This is a genomic window from Aeromonas sp. s7(2024), assembly GCF_040907825.1.
Lineage (GTDB): Bacteria > Pseudomonadota > Gammaproteobacteria > Enterobacterales > Aeromonadaceae > Aeromonas > Aeromonas veronii.
This window is the reverse complement of record NZ_JBFOCM010000027.1, coordinates 40,137-56,574: the sequence shown is the minus strand read 5'-3', so window position 1 is coordinate 56,574 and position 16,438 is coordinate 40,137. Positions and strand designations below refer to the sequence as shown.

The window sequence follows — 16,438 nt, the reverse complement described above, 5'->3', positions numbered from 1 at the left end:
CTCTCGGGGCGTTTTTACATCAACGAAGTTAAGGATTGTTTGTTCGATGACTGACACCTATAGCCTGCTGGTCGCCTTTATTCTGGGCGTCGTCGAGGGACTGACCGAGTTCCTCCCCGTCTCCTCCACCGGCCACATGATTATTGTCGGCCATCTGCTGGGCTTTGAAGGGCCCAAGGCTGCCACTTTCGAAGTGGTGATCCAGCTTGGCTCCATCCTCGCCGTGGTCGCCGTCTTCTGGCGCCGCCTGTTTGGCCTGATTGGCATCCACTTCGGCCAGAAGCCGTCCCGGGATCACGCCACCCTGTCGCTGATCCACATCATCCTCGGCATGATGCCCGCCATCGTGGTCGGTCTGGCCATCCACAGCTGGATCAAGGCCAACCTGTTTGGTCCGCAGACCGTCATGTACGCGCTGGTTGCGGGCGGCATCCTGCTGATCATCGCCGAGAAGTTCCGCCCGGCCGTCACAGCTGAAACCCTGGATGACATCAGCTACAAGCAGGCGTTCGGCATCGGTCTGTTCCAGTGTCTGGCCCTGTGGCCCGGCTTCTCCCGCTCCGGCGCCACCATCAGTGGTGGCATGTTGATGGGGATCAGCCGTCACGCCGCCGCCGAGTTCTCTTTCATCATGGCAGTGCCCATGATGGTGGCGGCCAGCGGGCTTGATCTCTACAAGAGCCGCGATTTCCTCTCGATGGCCGACTTCCCGATGTTTGCAGTGGGCTTTATCACCGCCTTCGTGGTAGCGATGTTTGCGATCAAGACCTTCCTGACATTGATCCGCCGCATCGACTTCATCCCGTTCGCCATCTACCGCTTTATCGTGGCATTCGCCGTCTATCTGGTGTTTGTCGCCTGACCGACAGCCATGAAATGACAAAAGGGACCAATCTGGTCCCTTTTTTTATGGCGTCATGGTGCTCAGTAGAGGTGCTGGCTGATGCCGTTCAGCAGTCGCGACAGCCCCTTGGTGAACTGCACTGGCGCATCCTGTACCGTGTAGCAGAGGCAGCCATCGGGCGTATGTGGGCTGTGGGCGTGGCTGGCATCGCGCCAGATGAAATCTCCCGCCTTGTAAAGGGTATCGCCATCCTGAATATTGCCAGCCAGCAGCAGGGTCAGCTCATAGCCCTGATGGGTGTGCTCGGGGATGCGACCGCCCGCTTCGATATGGAGCAGGCTGGCGCGTGCCCCCATCTCGTCCAGCGGCAGACTCTGCTGACGAATGGCCCCGATATGGCGCCACTTGGGCGAACGATAGCGGGCCAGCACCCGTGGCAAACGGTAGGCGTGACCGGCTACCTCCAGCTCGCCGGGCTGGGCTCGGGGCAGATCGATAACGGGTGCAGCAACCGGTTCGGGTTGCGCCAGAATATCCGCAAGCATGGCGTCGAATCCGGCGTCCAGTCCCACTTCATCCCGAGAGTCCAGCTCGGGCTCTGCTGGCGAAGCAAGATATTGCTGCGCCAGCTCCTCTTCGAATGTCTTCAGCCGGGCAGCACAATCGGGGCAGAGCTCGCAGTGAGCGGAGAGCCCCACCGCCAGCGGCAGAGGGAGCTCGTCGGCGGCGAAGGCACGCAGCATAGGGTCGGTCGGATGGGCTTTAATCATGGCCTTGCTCCACTTGCTCTTTCAGTTTCTGTAACGCCAGCCGGAGGCGGGACTTGATGGTACCGAGCGGCACGCCGAGTCGTTCCGCCAGCTCCTGCTGGGAGAACTCCTGCAGATAGATGCCACGCACCACCTGCTGTTGCGGCTCCGGCAGGGTGCCCAGATAGTGGGCCATCTGACGGGTCAGCACCGCATCCTCACCGCCGCTCAGGTGCTCCTCTTCGGCCTGAAACTCCAGCACCGGCCACAGCTCCTCGGCACAGAGATCCTCCTTGCTGGCGCGACGACGGCGCAGCATGTCGAAGCACTGGTTGCGCATCACGGTGTAGATCCAGGTGGTCGGCGCCCCCTTCTCGGGGTGGTAGAGACGCGCCTTCTGCCACACCAGCAGCATGGTCTCCTGCACCAGCTCCATGGCGTTGGCTTCGCTGCCGAGGTGGCGCAGGCCGTAGCTGCGAATACGCGGCGCAAAGTGTTGGAACAGGCGGGCAAAAGCAGCCTTGTCGGCCTGCTCTGCCACCCTGATCAGCAGAGATTTGAGGTCGCCATCCGGGTTATCCATCACGGGTGAGGTCCTGCGTATGGTCGAGTGTGGTTGGCCAGTATATGCCATTGCGCCATCCCTTTGGTGTGCTGTCGAACATCATGCTGTGGTGATGACTTGTACGGTGCTGCGGCAGTGGCGGATCAGCGGGTCAGAAAAAATCAGTGGCTGGCCACCAGTACCCCCTTGAGCAGGGCGATGGCGGGCTGATTGTCGGCGGCGGCCAGCAGCAGCTGTTTCTGCTCGGGGGGGATAGGCAGCACCTCCAGCCAGCGCTGGGCCACCCAGTTGCCATCGTCCCAGCGGGGGGCGGGATAGAGGGCGGCGTAGTCGGGATAGTCGGCAAACACCTCCCGCAGCGCCTCGACCAGCGGCTGCTGATCGGGATGGAGCCGGCGGGGCGGCCAGGCCGTCAGCGGCGTCACCTCGCCGATACGCAGGCCATCGGGCTCCTGCCACAGATCCTCTATCTGCACCCGCTCCATCCCCTGCACTGTGATCCCCAGCATGCCGTCCGGCAGCCGGTCGAAATCGATGATGGTGACCCGGGTGGCGATGGGCAGCATGTTGCGCAGGGCGTCGGGCTGGCGAGGGTCCACCATGCAGAGGGCAAAGCCGGACTCCCCCGCCTCGGCAATCATCCGCTGGTATCTCGGTTCGAAGATCCGCAGCGGCATGATGCCGCCGGGCAGCAGGTGGGCAGATAGGGGAAACAGCGCCAGTCGCATCGCAAACTCCTCGGTTGGGAACCTCTGTTGATACGCCGGGCCAGAGGGAGGAGATCATTCTCGTCAGCGGAAAGGAAAAACCCTTAACAATCAGGGGAAAATAGCCTGGACAAGCCGCTTCGATATGCAGTAGAAATGGATAAGCACCGTAATTTCCGCCCAATATTCTGGAATATGGCGCCAAACGCAGTGAAATATCCGCCCGACAGCGAGCGGCGGGTCATCCCTATAGTTTTCTCGGGCCGATGCGGGTAAAATTCACGCCCTTATATATCAGTCATTTTTCGACGCGCAACCTTGGTGGTCAGTTATGAAAGAGCATATTCATCATCTACTTGAACAAACGGTAGCCAATCTCAAGTCAGCAGGCGTCCTGCCGGCGGACCTGGAAGCCCGCGTGCAAGTAGACCGATGCAAGGAAAAAGCTCACGGCGACCTGGCTACCAACCTGGCCATGCTGCTGGCCAAACCAGCCCGCAAGAATCCCCGTGAGCTGGCGGCTGCCATCATCGAGCACCTGCCTGCCTCCGACCTGATCGCCAAGGTCGAGATCGCCGGCCCCGGCTTCATCAACTTCTTCTTCGACCAGCGCTGGCTGGCCGGTCAGGTTGAGGCCATGGTGACCTCTGCCAACGCCAACGTACGGTTGCCCGCGCCACAAACCGTGGTGGTGGACTACTCCGCCCCCAACGTGGCCAAAGAGATGGCGGTGCACCACATCCGCTCCACCGTACTCGGTGACGTGGCTGCGCGCGCGCTGGAGTTCCTCGGCCACAAAGTCATCCGTGCCAACCACATCGGCGACTGGGGCACCCAGTTCGGCATGCTGATCGCCTATCTGGAGAAGATGTCCAACGAACACGCCAGCGACATGGCGCTCAAGGATCTGGAAGCCTTCTACACCCAGGCCAAGCGTTGCTACGACGAAGACGAAGCCTTCGCCGAGCGCGCCCGTAACTACGTGGTCAAGCTGCAGGGCGGCGACGAGTACTGCCGTACCATGTGGAAGAAGCTGGTCGACATGACCATGGAACAGAACCAGATCAACTACGACCGCCTGAATGTCTCCCTGACCAACAAGGACATCATGGGCGAGTCCATGTACAACGACATGCTGCCGGAGATCGTGGCCGACCTGAAAGCCAAGGGGCTGGCAGTCGAGAGCGAAGGCGCTACCGTTGTTTTCCTGGACGAGTTCAAGAACAAGGATGGCGAGGCCATGGGCGTCATCATCCAGAAGAGCGATGGCGGTTTCCTCTACACCACCACCGACATCGCCTGTGCCAAATACCGTTACGAGACGCTGGGCGCCGACCGTGTCATGTACTTCATCGACTCCCGTCAGCACCAGCACCTGATGCAGGCTTGGACCATCACCCGCAAAGCGGGCTATGTACCGGAATCCGTCCCCCTCGAGCACCACGCCTTCGGCATGATGCTGGGCAAGGATGGTCGTCCCTACAAGACCCGTTCCGGTGGCACCGTCAAGCTGGTTGACCTGCTGAACGAAGCGGAAGAGCGCGCCGCCGCCCTGCTGGAGAGCCGCAACAGCGACCTCTCTGCCGAAGAGAAGGCCAACGTGGTCAACGCCATCGCCATGGGCGCGGTCAAGTATGCGGATCTCTCCAAGAACCGTACTACCGACTACATCTTCGACTGGGATCTGATGCTCTCCTTTGAAGGCAACACTGCCCCTTACCTGCAGTACGCCTACACCCGTATCCAGTCCATCTTCCGCAAGGCCAACATCGATGCCGAAACGCTGACCGGCAACGTGACCCTGAACGAAGAGGCCGAAGAGGTGCTGGCCCAGAAGCTGATCCAGTTCTCCGACGCGGTCAACGGCGTTGCCGACAAAGGCATGCCACACCTGCTCTGTACCTACCTGTACGAGTTGTCCGGCAACTTCATGACCTTCTATGAAGCCTGCCCGATCAACAAGGATGGCGTGGACGAAGCAACCCGTCAGAGCCGTCTGCTGCTGTGCGCCGCCACCGCCAAGGTGCTGAAACTGGGCCTCGGCGTACTGGGCATCCATACCCTGGAGCGCATGTAATAGATGGCAACCCGGGATTATGTCGGCAGCCGCCCGCGACGTCGGGCGGGTGGCCGCAATACCAAGAAAGCGGCCCCTCGCCGCTTTCCTGTTATTCCAGTGCTGCTGGTCGTGGCACTGCTGGCAGGCTTTGGTGGCTTCCTTTACATGATCAATGGCAAGGGCAACGACGCCCCCACCATTGAGGAGCAGGTAAAGGCCAACAAGCCAAAAGCGCAGAATAACGGGCTGCCTCAGGAGAAGTGGAGCTACATCGAACGGCTTGAGAACAAGCAGGTCGATATCATAGAGCCGCCGACCCAGCCGGGTGTGCTGCCGCCACCACCAGCAGATACCATGACCCTGCAACCGGAAAAACTGCCACAGCCGGTGCCGACCGACATTCCCCAACCGGGAACGCCCATCGGCCAGCCCAAGCCCTATCAGCCCAATCCGGCGACCACCCCTTCCACCTCGGGTGCACCGGTTGCCAGCGCGCAAGAGCAGGTGATCGACCGCAAGGCTGAACGGGAACGGATGGAGCGGGAGATCCGTGCCGAGCTGGAACGGGAACGCGCCGAAGCGGCCAAGGCCAAAGCGGCCACTCCGCCAGCCCAGACCGCAGCCGCCGACAGCGGTCGCTACATGATGCAGTGCGCCGCCCTGCGCTCGCAGGATTCCGCAGAGTCGCTCAAGGCGCGTATCGCCTTCACCGCCGGCCTCTCTTCCAGCCTGCAGGTGATCAATGGCGCCAACGGCACCGTCTACAAGGTGATGGTGGGCCCCTTCAACGGCAAGGCGGCCGCCGACGCGGCCAACAGCAAGCTGCAGAGCTCCGGCATCAGCGGCTGCATTCCCAAGAAAGGGTAATCCGCTTACCGATGACGCAGGGCCGGGTGGCAACACCCGGCCCTGTTCTTTTGGTGTCACTCGCACCCACGCTCTTTACTACCCCGTTTATCCCGACCAAAGGCAGGGTTGAAAAGCCCGTTTGCCATCCCCATCTTTCTTGCCATGCACAGTCAGGCCGTCATTCGGCTCAAGCGAGGTAAGTAAAGTGACTACCATAGTTTCAGTTCGCCGCAACGGTCAGGTCGTCATCGGTGGCGATGGCCAGGTCTCTCTTGGCAACACCGTCATGAAGGGCAACGCCCGCAAGGTTCATCGTCTCTACAACGGCAAGGTGCTGGCCGGTTTCGCTGGCGGTACCGCCGACGCCTTCACCCTGCTCGAGCGTTTCGAAGCAAAACTGCAGGCCCATCAGGGTAATCTGGAGCGCGCCGCCGTGGCGCTGGCCAAAGATTGGCGCACCGATCGCGCCCTGCGCCGCCTCGAAGCGCTGCTGGCCGTGGCCGACGAACACAAATCCTTCATCATCACCGGCAACGGTGACGTGGTGCAGCCGGAGCACGATCTCATCGCCATCGGCAGCGGCGGCAACTTCGCCCAGTCCGCCGCCATCGCGCTGCTGGAAAACACCGAGCTGGATGCCAGGACCATTGTCGAGAAGTCCCTCAAGATTGCGGGCGACATCTGCGTCTTCACCAACGGCAACCACACCATTGAAGTGCTGGACTATTCGGCGAAATAAGGCCGCCAAATAAGGCCGCCAGCCAAACCCCATTCTCCAAGGGGTGGGCCCTGCCCGCCCCGGATACAGGAACACCATCATGTCCGAGATGACCCCGAGAGAAATCGTCCACGAGCTGGACAGACACATCATTGGTCAGGCCGATGCCAAGCGCGCCGTTGCCGTTGCCCTGCGCAACCGCTGGCGCCGGATGCAGCTCAACGAAGAGATGCGCCATGAAGTGACCCCGAAAAACATCCTGATGATCGGCCCGACCGGTGTCGGCAAGACCGAGATTGCCCGTCGTCTGGCCAAGCTGGCCAACGCCCCCTTCATCAAGGTGGAAGCGACCAAGTTCACCGAAGTGGGCTATGTCGGCAAGGAAGTGGACAGCATCATCCGCGATCTGACCGATGCCGCCATCAAGCTGGTGCGCGAAACCGAGATGGAGAAGATGAAATACCGCGCCGAGGAAGCCGCTGAAGAGCGCATCCTCGACGCTCTGCTGCCCAACCCGCGCAACACCTGGGGTGAGGAAGAGAAAGCCGACAACTCCAACACCCGCCAGATCTTCCGCAAGAAACTGCGTGAAGGTCAGCTGGATGACAAGGAGATCGAATTGGAGCTCTCTGCCTCCCCGATGGGTGTCGAAATCATGACCCCGCCGGGTATGGAAGAGATGGCCAACCAGCTGCAGGGGCTGTTCCAGAACCTGGGACAAAACCAGAAGAAGAAGCGCAAGATCAAGGTCAAAGAGGCCATGAAGGCGCTGATCGAAGAGGAAGCAGCTCGTCTGGTCAATCCGGAAGAGCTGAAGCAGAAAGCGATCGCAGCGGTCGAGAACAACGGCATCGTCTTCCTCGACGAGATCGACAAGATCTGCAAGCGCGGCGAGAGCTCAGGCCCCGATGTCTCCCGTGAAGGGGTACAACGCGACCTGCTGCCGCTGGTCGAGGGCTGCACCGTCAACACCAAGCACGGCATGGTCAAGACCGACCATATCCTGTTTGTTGCCTCCGGCGCCTTCCAGATTGCCAAGCCGTCCGACCTCATCCCCGAGCTGCAGGGCCGTCTGCCGATCCGGGTCGAGCTGACCGCCCTGACCACAGATGACTTCGAGCGCATCCTGACCGAACCGAACGCCTCCCTGACCGATCAGTACAAGGCGCTGATGGCCACCGAAGGGGTCAATATCGAGTTCACCAAGGATGGCATCCGCCGTCTGGCCGAAGCGGCCTGGCAGGTCAACGAGCGTACCGAGAACATCGGTGCCCGTCGTCTGCACACCGTGATGGAACGCCTGATGGAAGATATCTCCTACGACGCCTCCGAGAAGTCCGGCGAGACCTTTGTCATCGACACCGACTACGTCAACGCCCACCTCGGTGCGCTTGTCGAGGATGAGGATCTGAGCCGCTTTATTCTGTAAGCGCAGTTCTGTTTGTAAAAAAACGCCTCCAGAAATGGGGGCGTTTTGCATTTTAAGCCCCAGCCCCCTTATCTCTATGTCCCACTCGCACCCAGCACCAAAACTCTCAACTGGTATACCCATTTTTGTATATCTTTGAATTTTATCGAATTACCCCTGACGAGATATATAAATAGACACTTGATTTGCATCAATTGCCCGCCCCGACTGACTGGGTAGCCTAGCCCCAGAATGATGTTTTATTACTCCAAACTAGAGGCAATCATGAGCAAAGTCAGACTGGTCGTTGTGGGTAACGGCATGGTGGGGCACCGCTTCATCGAAGAGTTGATCGAGCGGGCCGAGCCGGGCCGCTACGAGATCACCGTCTTCGGTGCAGAACCCCGTCCCGCCTACGATCGCGTCCATCTCTCCTCCTACTTCTCCCATCACACCAGCGAAGATCTCTCCCTCGTCAAACCCGGCTTCTACGACAAGCACGGCATCCGCCTGCTGCTCGGCGAAGCGGTGAAAAAAATCGACAGGGCCAACCGCGAAGTGCACTCCAACAAGGGCACTGTGGTCGGGTACGACAAGCTGGTGCTGGCCACCGGCTCCTACCCCTGGGTGCCGCCCATTGCGGGCAGTCAGCACCACGAGTGCTTCGTCTATCGCACCATCGAGGATCTGAAAGCCATTCGCAGCGCCGCCAGGAGTGGCAAGAGCGGGGTGGTGATCGGGGGCGGCCTGCTTGGCCTCGAAGCGGCCGGTGCCCTCAAGGCGCTGGGTCTCGAGACCCACGTTGTGGAGTTTGCTCCGGTGCTGATGGCCGAGCAGCTCGACGGTCAGGGCGGCCAGCTGCTGCGCCGCAAGATCGAATCCATGGGCGTGCAGGTGCACACCAGCAAGAGCACCAGCGAGATCCTGATGCATGGCGGCGAGCAGGCGAAGCACCGCCTCGCTTTCGCTGACGGCAGCCAGCTTGAAGTGGACGTGGTGGTCTTCTCCACCGGTATCCGTCCGCAAGATACCCTGGGCCGCTACGGTGATCTCGCCATCGCCGAGCGCGGCGGCATCGTCATCGACGATCACTGCCTCACCTCCGACTCCGATATCTATGCCATCGGCGAGTGCGCCGCCTGGCTGGGCCGCTTCTTCGGGCTGGTGGCACCGGGCTACAAGATGGCCCAGATCACCGTCGACCATCTGCTCGGCGGCGACAGCCGTTTCGAGGGGGCAGACATGAGCGCCAAGCTCAAGCTGCTCGGCGTCTCCGTCGGATCCATCGGTGATGCCCATGGCCGCACCCCGGGCAGCCACAGCTATGTGTTCCAGGACGATCAGGCTGGCGTCTACAAGAAGATCGTGGTGAGCGAAGACAACAGCCGCCTACTCGGCGCCGTGCTGGTGGGCGACGTGGACGATTACGGCAACCTGCTGCAGATGATGCTCAACGCCCTGCCGCTGCCGAGCCACCCGGACACCCTGATCCTGCCCGCCTACGCCGGTGCCAAGCCGACGCTGGGGGTAGATGCCCTGCCGGAAAGCGCCCAGATCTGCTCCTGCTTCGACGTCTCCAAGGGCGACATCGCCCAGGCCGTCGCCGAGGGTCACACCACCCTCGCCGCCATCAAGCAGCACACCAAGGCCGGTACCGGCTGCGGCGGCTGCGTGCCGCTCATCAGTCAGGTGCTCAACGCCGAACTGGTGAAGCAGGGCATCGAGGTCAACAACCACCTCTGCGCCCACTTCCCCCACTCCCGTCAGGAGCTGTTCCATCTGGTCAAGGTGGAGGGGATCAAGAGCTTCGACGAGCTGCTGGCCAAACACGGTCAGGGCTATGGCTGCGAGGTGTGCAAACCGACCGTCGGCTCCATCCTCGCCTCCTGCTGGAACGAGCATGTGCTGAGCCCGCGCAACATCCCGTTGCAGGACACCAACGACATCTTCCTCGGCAACATGCAGAAGGATGGCAGCTACTCCGTCATCCCGCGCATGGCCGGTGGCGAAGTGACCCCGGAAGGGCTGCTGGCGGTGGCCGAAGTGGCCCGCGACTACAAGCTCTACACCAAGATCACCGGCGCCCAGCGCATCGGCCTGTTCGGGGCCCAGAAGGATGACCTGCCCGCCATCTGGCGCAAGCTGCTGGCGGCCGGATTCGAGACCGGTCAGGCCTACGCCAAGGCGCTGCGCATGGCCAAGACCTGCGTCGGCAGCACCTGGTGCCGCTTCGGCGTACAGGACAGCGTCGGCCTCGGGGTCTTCCTCGAGAACCGCTACAAGGGCATTCGCACCCCGCACAAGATGAAGTTCGGCGTCTCCGGCTGTACCCGCGAATGTGCGGAAGCGCAGGGCAAGGACGTCGGCATCATCGCCACCGACGCGGGCTGGAACCTCTATGTGGGCGGCAACGGCGGCATGAAACCGCGCCACGCCGACCTGCTGGCGTCTGACCTCGACCGCGAGACCCTCATCAAGCTGATCGACCGCTTTATGATGTTCTACGTCACCAGCGCCGACAAACTGCAGCGCACCTCGGTCTGGCTCGGCAATCTGGAAGGGGGCGTCGACTACCTGCGCGAGGTGATCGTCGACGACAAGCTGGGGCTGGCCGAGACGCTTGAGCGCGATATCCAGACCCTCATCGACAGCTACGAGTGCGAATGGTCGCGCACCCTCAACGAAGAGGAGGCACTCAAGCGATTCAGCCACTTCATCAACAGCGACAAGTGCGATCCGGACGTTCAGTTCGTTGCCGAGCGCGACCAGCACCGACCAGCGACCCCGGCCGAGCGCATCCCCGTCTACCAGATCGAGGTGGAAACCAAATGATGAAATTCACCTGCCAACTCAACGACATCCTGCCGGGCTGCATGGACGTTTGCGCCCTGCTCGATAGCCAGTTCATCCAACTCGAGGTGGAGATTAAGCGATGAAACTTGCCTGCCAACTCAACGACATCCTGCCGGGCACCGGTGTCTGTGCACTCATTGAAGGTCGCCAGATCGCTCTGTTCCGCCCGAGTGCGGCCGCCGAGGTGTTCGCCATCGACAACCGGGATCCCTTCTTCGCCGCCAACGTGCTGTCGCGGGGCCTGATCTGCGAACACGACGGCGAGCTCTGGGTCGCCAGCCCGCTCAAGAAGCAGCGCTTTCGCCTGAGCGATGGCCACTGTTTCGACAATCCGGCGATGTCGGTGCAGAGCTATCCCGTTGAAGTGCGCGATCAGCAGGTCTGGGTCGCCGTCTGATGTCGACAACCCCCAGATCTATGTCGGTACAGGGATACCCCGTTGAAGTGCGCGACCAGCAGGTCTGGGTCGCTGTCTAAAGCCAAATTCACTCTCTTTCGGGCTGCCTGTGGGCAGCCCTTTCAAGGACTCACAAGATGTACACGGAAACCATCAACAAGTGCGCCGCCAACGCGGCACGCATCAACCGCTTCGAGCGCAGCGACAAGCTCGGCTTCTGGCTCAGCTCCGCCATGGCGGGGGCCTATGTGGGCCTCGGCATCATCCTCATCTTCACCCTCGGCAATCTGGTGGATCCCGCCATCCGGCCGCTGGTGATGGGGGCCACCTTCGGCATCGCCCTGACGCTGGTGATCATCGCTGGCTCCGAGCTCTACACTGGCCACACCATGTTCCTCACCTTCGGGGTGAAGGCGGGCAAGATCACCATGGCCGACCTGCTGCGCATCCTGCCCCAGACCTGGGCGGGCAATCTGGTTGGCTCCGTCGTGGTGGCGCTCATCTACTCCTACGGCGGCAGCCTGCTGCCGGACGCAGGCAGTCTGGCCCACAAGGTGGCGCTGGCCAAAACCCAGGCACCGGCGCTGACCCTGTTTATGAAGGGGATCCTCTGCAACTGGCTGGTCTGCCTCGCCATCTGGATGGCGCTGCGCACTGAAGGAGCCGCCCGCTTCATCGCCATCTGGTGGTGCCTGCTGGCCTTTATCGCCTCCGGCTACGAGCACTCCATCGCCAACATGACACTGTTCGCCCTCTCCTGGTTTGGCGCCCACTCCGAGGCCTACACCCTGGGCGGCATCGGCCACAACCTGCTGTGGGTAACCCTGGGCAATACCGTCTCCGGCGTTCTCTTTATGGGCCTCGGCTACTGGTATGCCACCCCGAAAGCTGAGCGCCCGGTCGCGGTACACGAGACCACCCCCACCGCCAACCAGACCCGAACCGCCTGATCCGGAGGCCCCATGGACTACTTGCCCATCTTTTGCCGACTCGACAACAAACCCGTGCTGCTGGTCGGCGGCGGCGAGGTAGCGGAGCGCAAGGCGCGCCTGCTGCTGGATGCCGGTGCCCACCTCACAGTGGTCGCGCCCGAGCTCGACCCCGAGCTGGCGGAACTGGCTGCCAACGGGAGCATCGAGTGGCTGGCCGGTGAATTTGTGCCGGAACAACTGGCGGGCAAGTGGCTGGTGGTGGCCGCAACCGATCGGCGCGAGGTGAATGCACTGGTCTACCAGAGCGCCAACCGGGCGCGGATCTTTGCCAACGTGGTGGATGACCCGAAACGCTCCAGCTTCATCATGCCGTCGATCATCGACCGCTCGCCGCTGATGGTGGCCATCTCCTCCGGCGGCAAGGCGCCGGTGCTGGCGCGGCTGCTGCGGGAAAAACTGGAAGCCCTGTTGCCCCAGCATCTGGGTGCCGTGGCGGCCTTCGCCGGCAGCCTGCGGGAGCGGGTCAAGGCCCGCTTCGCCAGCATGGGGGAGCGGCGCCGCTTCTGGGAGCGGCTGCTCGGGGCAGACCGGCTCGGTCAGGCGCTGGCGCGGGGCGATTGCGCCTCTGCCCACCAGCTGGCCGACAGCCTGTTTGCCGACGGGAGCCAGAGCGCTGGCGAGGTGGTACTGGTGGGAGCCGGCCCCGGCGATCCTGGTCTGCTCACCCTGCACGCCCTGCGCCAGATGCAACAGGCTGACGTGGTGGTCTATGACCGACTGGTCTCTGACGAAGTGATGGCGCTGGTGCGCCGCGACGCCAAGCGCATCTTCGTCGGCAAGCAGGCGGGCAACCACTGCGTGCCGCAGGAGGGGATCAACCAGCTCTTGCTGGAGGAGGCGAAAAAGGGGCAACGGGTGGTGCGGCTGAAGGGGGGCGACCCCTTTATCTTCGGCCGTGGCGGCGAGGAGCTGGAGACGCTGGTCGGCAGCGGCATCGGTTTTCAGGTGGTGCCGGGGATCACTGCGGCCAGCGGCTGCGCCGCCTACGCCGGCATTCCGCTGACCCACCGCGATCACGCCCAGAGCGTGCGCTTCGTCACCGCCCACGGCAAGGGGGGCGCCCGGGATCTCGACTGGCCACTGCTGGCCAAAGACCGGCAGACGCTGGTCTTCTACATGGGGCTCTCATCCTGCGCCACCATCCGTGAAGAGCTGCTGGCCCACGGCAAGGCAGGCGACACCCCGGTGGCGCTGATCGAGCGCGGCACCCAGCCCTGCCAGCGGGTCATTCGCGGCACTCTCGATGAGCTGCCCGCACTGGCGGTGGGGGTCGAGAGTCCTGCCCTCATCATGGTGGGCTCGGTGGTGACCCTGGCCGACCGGCTCGCCTGGTTTGGCGAGGCACCACAGGCTCAGCGAGCCCTCGCCTGAGGTATCCTCGGCAACTCACCATGAGGCCACCAGCAGGTGGCCTCACTTTTACCTCCCTCTTCTCCCATCACGGTCATAACCTGTTGTTTTAAGTCTGGTATCCTATGGGCATTGAGCCCTTGGCTACCATCTCAGGAATTCATCCCATGTCTCTTCCCATCAAGAACAGCGCCCGGCAGCGCGCGGATGACAGATCCCGCATTCTCACCCTGCTGCTGCGCGATGATGCCCTCACCGACAGCCTGCTCGATCCGCAGGTGGTGCAGGATGCCGAGCAACGCGATCAGACCAGCGAACTCACTGCGCTGGTCAACGGGTTGCCCGCCGCCGACGTCGCCGATGCGCTGGAGTCGCTGCCGCCCGATGAGCGTCATGCCCTGTGGGCGCTGGTGGAGGAGGAGAAGCGCGGCCAGATCCTGGTCGAAGCGTCAGAGACGGTGTGGGACAGCCTCATCAGCGGGATGAGCGACAAGGAGCTGCTGCACGCCCTGCGCACCCTGGATATCGACGACCAGATCTATCTGGGCCAGTACCTGCCGCGCAACCTGATGGGGCGGCTGCTCACCTATATGGCCCCCGCCGAGCGGGATCGGGTGCGGGAGGTGATCCGCTACGGCAAGCACACCGTCGGCGCCATGATGGACTTCGAGATCATCACCATCCGCCCCGAGGTGAGTCTGGCCACGGTGCAGCGCTATTTGCGGCTGCGCGGCAAGATCCCCGCCAACACCGACAAGCTGTTCGTCATCGATCGGCGCAACCATCTGCTGGGGGAGCTGGCCCTCACCACAGTGCTGCTGCACAAGCCCGCCACCCTGGTGAGCGACGTGATGGAGCGGGATCCGGTCACCTTCGATCCGGAGGATAACGACGAAGCGGCCGCCCGCACCTTCGAACGGGATGACCTGCTCTCCGCCGCCGTGGTGGATGGCAAGGGCAAGCTGATGGGCCGCCTCACCGTCGAAGAGGTGGTGGATCTGGTCTATGAGGAGAGTGACACCGACCTGCGCCGGATGGGGGGTATCAGCGAGGATGAAGACGTGTTCGCCCCGGTCTCCAAGGCGGTCAAGACCCGCTGGGCCTGGCTCGCCATCAACCTCTGCACCGCCTTTGTCGCCTCGCGGGTGATCGGCCTGTTCGAGCACACCATCTCCCAGCTGGTGGCACTGGCGGCCCTGATGCCCATTGTCGCCGGGATCGGCGGCAACACCGGCAACCAGACCATCACCATGATAGTGCGGGCGCTGGCACTGCAGCACATTCAGGCAGGCAACCTCTCCTTCCTGCTGCTGCGGGAACTCGGCGTCGCCTTTATCAACGGGCTGGTGTGGGGCGGCACCATGGGCATTGCCACCTACCTGCTCTATCAGGATGCGGCGCTCGGCGCCGTGATGACCCTGGCCATGATGCTCAACCTGCTGGTTGCGGCGCTGATGGGGGTCATTATCCCCATGACCATGACCCGCCTCGGTCGCGATCCGGCAGTGGGGGCCAGCGTGATGATCACCGCCATCACCGACACCGGCGGCTTCTTTATCTTCCTCGGGCTGGCGACACTGTTCCTGCTGTAAACCGTGCGTTGAAAACAACAAGGGAGCCACTGGCTCCCTTGTTGTTTCAGGCGCGTTTGCCCGCCCCTGCCATTGGGCTGCTTATCGCTTGTCAGCGGTGATCAGCAAGCCATTGGTGTCGGGGAAGCCGATGACCAGCGCCTCTTTTTTGGCATCCGTGGTAAACGCGACGACATAGGCGACGCGGTTATCCATCGCCCGGGCCAGAGCGGCATTCCAGAGGTTTTCGATCGGCGTGGCGGCAGCGGATTGCTTGAAGTTGCACTTGCCAAACCCGGTCATGGTCAGCTTGCTCAAACCGGTAGTGGCACTACCCTCGCCCACCAGCGTACAACCTGCCGCCGGAAACTCGATCGCTACCGTCAGCTTGCCGCCGTTGTTGGTGGTATCCACCTTGCCCACCATGTCGCTACTGAAGCCATCGCTGTCCGTGGCACTCCAGCTGGCCGTGGTCACCGCTTTGGTGGTCAGGGCCGTCACCGCCACATGACCGCTGAAACCGGAATAGATGGGTGAGTTGTCGGAGAACTTGGTGCCGGTCCGGGTGAAATCAAAAACCCAGCGCTTGATCTCCTTGCCCTGCAGATCGATGACCGGCTGATCCTGGAAGGTGATGAGGTTGTGGTCGTTGGTCACCGAGCTGAGCGCCGTGCTGGTGCCGAGCCGTTCGCTGTTGCGGATCAACTGCACCGGGTAGATCCCGTCTTTGTCGGCTTTCTGGTCAGCCTGACCCAGCCACTGGCTGTTGGTCTCGACCTTGCCCACCTGATGATCCACCCAGACACCCCAGTGCTGCACGGTTTCACCCTTCGGGTAGACCAGCGCCAGACCATCCAGATCCTTGATCATGCGCGGCGTCGCCTTGTCGCCATCGCGGCTCATCAGATTCGCTTGGTAAAGACCCGCCTCCGGCAGAGCCAGCGGCACCCGCTTGGCGATACTGTTGGCAGCTTTTTCGCTGTCACAGGCAGACAGGGCAGCGGCGCAGGCGATGGCCAGCAGCGCTTTGTTGTGCATTTTCATGAGTTTTTATTCCTTGCTGTCGCTTTGTAATTTTTAGATGCAATCAATCGCCGCTGAATTTAAGGGAAAGGTCATCTATCAGTCGAATGGAGATCTGTAACCAACCATTACAGCCTCGCAGGAACGGCAGGCCGCGCAGCTTGCCCCGACCGCACTGCGGTGACTACAGGGTGACTAACGGCGGAAAAGCAGCGAGGGTAGCGACCCGAAAAAACAGATGAAAATCAGAGTCATAACTCTATTAACAGGAGGGTAATTAGCCCGAATTGCCAGCCTGCTCACAATCGGATTCTTTTGCTGTCGATAGAATGCACCACGCTGGCATACCCATA

At 62.0% G+C, this 16,438-nt stretch carries 14 protein-coding genes; 10 read left to right on the top strand and 4 right to left on the bottom strand.

All coding sequences use genetic code 11. From position 1 onward, the window contains the following. Nucleotides 1-46 precede the first annotated feature (46 nt). Nucleotides 47-862, top strand: a complete 816-nt coding sequence (bacA, locus tag AB5Y73_RS12775; RefSeq protein ID WP_107683300.1) for an undecaprenyl-diphosphate phosphatase — start codon at nt 47-49, stop codon at nt 860-862. Nucleotides 863-924: 62 nt separating this feature from the next. Here bacA and AB5Y73_RS12770 read toward each other — a convergent pair whose 3' ends face one another. From AB5Y73_RS12770 to AB5Y73_RS12760, 3 genes are all read right to left on the bottom strand, one after another. Next, nucleotides 925-1,614 carry a ChrR family anti-sigma-E factor gene (locus tag AB5Y73_RS12770; protein WP_107683299.1) on the bottom strand — a complete coding sequence of 230 codons (690 nt, stop codon included), beginning with the start codon at nt 1,612-1,614 and terminating at the stop codon, nt 925-927. Beyond that, nucleotides 1,607-2,176 (bottom strand): sigma-70 family RNA polymerase sigma factor, encoded by a 570-nt coding sequence (locus tag AB5Y73_RS12765; RefSeq protein ID WP_005355542.1) that lies wholly within the window; start codon nt 2,174-2,176, stop codon nt 1,607-1,609. The genes AB5Y73_RS12770 and AB5Y73_RS12765 overlap by 8 nt, the downstream gene beginning before the upstream one ends. A gap of 143 nt (nt 2,177-2,319) precedes the next feature. Beyond that, complete coding sequence (locus tag AB5Y73_RS12760; RefSeq protein ID WP_069529768.1) at nt 2,320-2,886, bottom strand: LON peptidase substrate-binding domain-containing protein; 567 nt, start codon at nt 2,884-2,886, stop codon at nt 2,320-2,322. Between the two features lie 310 nt (nt 2,887-3,196). Between AB5Y73_RS12760 and argS the strand changes: the two genes are divergently transcribed. The 9 genes from argS to mgtE all read left to right on the top strand — a co-directional run bounded on the left by argS (nt 3,197) and on the right by mgtE (nt 15,083). Next, entirely contained in the window at nt 3,197-4,942 is a 1,746-nt protein-coding gene (argS, locus tag AB5Y73_RS12755) for an arginine--tRNA ligase (protein WP_005355547.1), read from the top strand. A 3-nt stretch (nt 4,943-4,945) separates the two neighbouring features. After that, nucleotides 4,946-5,791: an SPOR domain-containing protein gene (locus AB5Y73_RS12750; RefSeq protein ID WP_005340771.1), complete on the top strand. Its 846-nt coding sequence runs from the start codon at nt 4,946-4,948 to the stop codon at nt 5,789-5,791. A gap of 187 nt (nt 5,792-5,978) precedes the next feature. After that, nucleotides 5,979-6,512, top strand: a complete 534-nt coding sequence (gene hslV, locus AB5Y73_RS12745; RefSeq protein ID WP_005340772.1) for an ATP-dependent protease subunit HslV — start codon at nt 5,979-5,981, stop codon at nt 6,510-6,512. A gap of 79 nt (nt 6,513-6,591) precedes the next feature. Beyond that, nucleotides 6,592-7,920 (top strand): HslU--HslV peptidase ATPase subunit, encoded by a 1,329-nt coding sequence (hslU, locus tag AB5Y73_RS12740; RefSeq protein ID WP_005340773.1) that lies wholly within the window; start codon nt 6,592-6,594, stop codon nt 7,918-7,920. 264 nt (nt 7,921-8,184) lie between these two features. Further along, nucleotides 8,185-10,731: a nitrite reductase large subunit NirB gene (nirB, locus tag AB5Y73_RS12735; protein ID WP_162895427.1), complete on the top strand. Its 2,547-nt coding sequence runs from the start codon at nt 8,185-8,187 to the stop codon at nt 10,729-10,731. Between the two features lie 100 nt (nt 10,732-10,831). Then, nucleotides 10,832-11,149 carry a nitrite reductase small subunit NirD gene (gene nirD, locus AB5Y73_RS12730; protein ID WP_041202829.1) on the top strand — a complete coding sequence of 106 codons (318 nt, stop codon included), beginning with the start codon at nt 10,832-10,834 and terminating at the stop codon, nt 11,147-11,149. A 137-nt stretch (nt 11,150-11,286) separates the two neighbouring features. Beyond that, nucleotides 11,287-12,099 (top strand): nitrite transporter NirC, encoded by an 813-nt coding sequence (nirC, locus tag AB5Y73_RS12725; protein WP_107683297.1) that lies wholly within the window; start codon nt 11,287-11,289, stop codon nt 12,097-12,099. Between the two features lie 12 nt (nt 12,100-12,111). After that, complete coding sequence (gene cysG / locus AB5Y73_RS12720) at nt 12,112-13,512, top strand: siroheme synthase CysG (protein WP_107683296.1); 1,401 nt, start codon at nt 12,112-12,114, stop codon at nt 13,510-13,512. 146 nt (nt 13,513-13,658) lie between these two features. Beyond that, nucleotides 13,659-15,083 (top strand): magnesium transporter, encoded by a 1,425-nt coding sequence (gene mgtE / locus AB5Y73_RS12715; RefSeq protein WP_005340782.1) that lies wholly within the window; start codon nt 13,659-13,661, stop codon nt 15,081-15,083. Nucleotides 15,084-15,164: 81 nt separating this feature from the next. On the opposite strand, the gene AB5Y73_RS12710 is transcribed toward mgtE, so the two are convergent. Then, a complete protein-coding gene (locus tag AB5Y73_RS12710; RefSeq protein ID WP_107683295.1) occupies nt 15,165-16,106 on the bottom strand; it encodes a hypothetical protein in 942 nt (313 codons plus the stop codon). Nucleotides 16,107-16,438 lie beyond the last annotated feature (332 nt).

Coding starts and splice junctions, on each gene's coding strand:
- bacA (WP_107683300.1), top strand. CDS start 47: ATGACTGACACCTATAGCCTGCTGGTCGCCTTTATTCTGGGCGTCGTC.
- AB5Y73_RS12770 (WP_107683299.1), bottom strand. CDS start 1,614: ATGATTAAAGCCCATCCGACCGACCCTATGCTGCGTGCCTTCGCCGCC.
- AB5Y73_RS12765 (WP_005355542.1), bottom strand. CDS start 2,176: ATGGATAACCCGGATGGCGACCTCAAATCTCTGCTGATCAGGGTGGCA.
- AB5Y73_RS12760 (WP_069529768.1), bottom strand. CDS start 2,886: ATGCGACTGGCGCTGTTTCCCCTATCTGCCCACCTGCTGCCCGGCGGC.
- argS (WP_005355547.1), top strand. CDS start 3,197: ATGAAAGAGCATATTCATCATCTACTTGAACAAACGGTAGCCAATCTC.
- AB5Y73_RS12750 (WP_005340771.1), top strand. CDS start 4,946: ATGGCAACCCGGGATTATGTCGGCAGCCGCCCGCGACGTCGGGCGGGT.
- hslU (WP_005340773.1), top strand. CDS start 6,592: ATGTCCGAGATGACCCCGAGAGAAATCGTCCACGAGCTGGACAGACAC.
- nirB (WP_162895427.1), top strand. CDS start 8,185: ATGAGCAAAGTCAGACTGGTCGTTGTGGGTAACGGCATGGTGGGGCAC.
- nirD (WP_041202829.1), top strand. CDS start 10,832: ATGAAACTTGCCTGCCAACTCAACGACATCCTGCCGGGCACCGGTGTC.
- nirC (WP_107683297.1), top strand. CDS start 11,287: ATGTACACGGAAACCATCAACAAGTGCGCCGCCAACGCGGCACGCATC.
- cysG (WP_107683296.1), top strand. CDS start 12,112: ATGGACTACTTGCCCATCTTTTGCCGACTCGACAACAAACCCGTGCTG.
- mgtE (WP_005340782.1), top strand. CDS start 13,659: ATGTCTCTTCCCATCAAGAACAGCGCCCGGCAGCGCGCGGATGACAGA.
- AB5Y73_RS12710 (WP_107683295.1), bottom strand. CDS start 16,106: ATGAAAATGCACAACAAAGCGCTGCTGGCCATCGCCTGCGCCGCTGCC.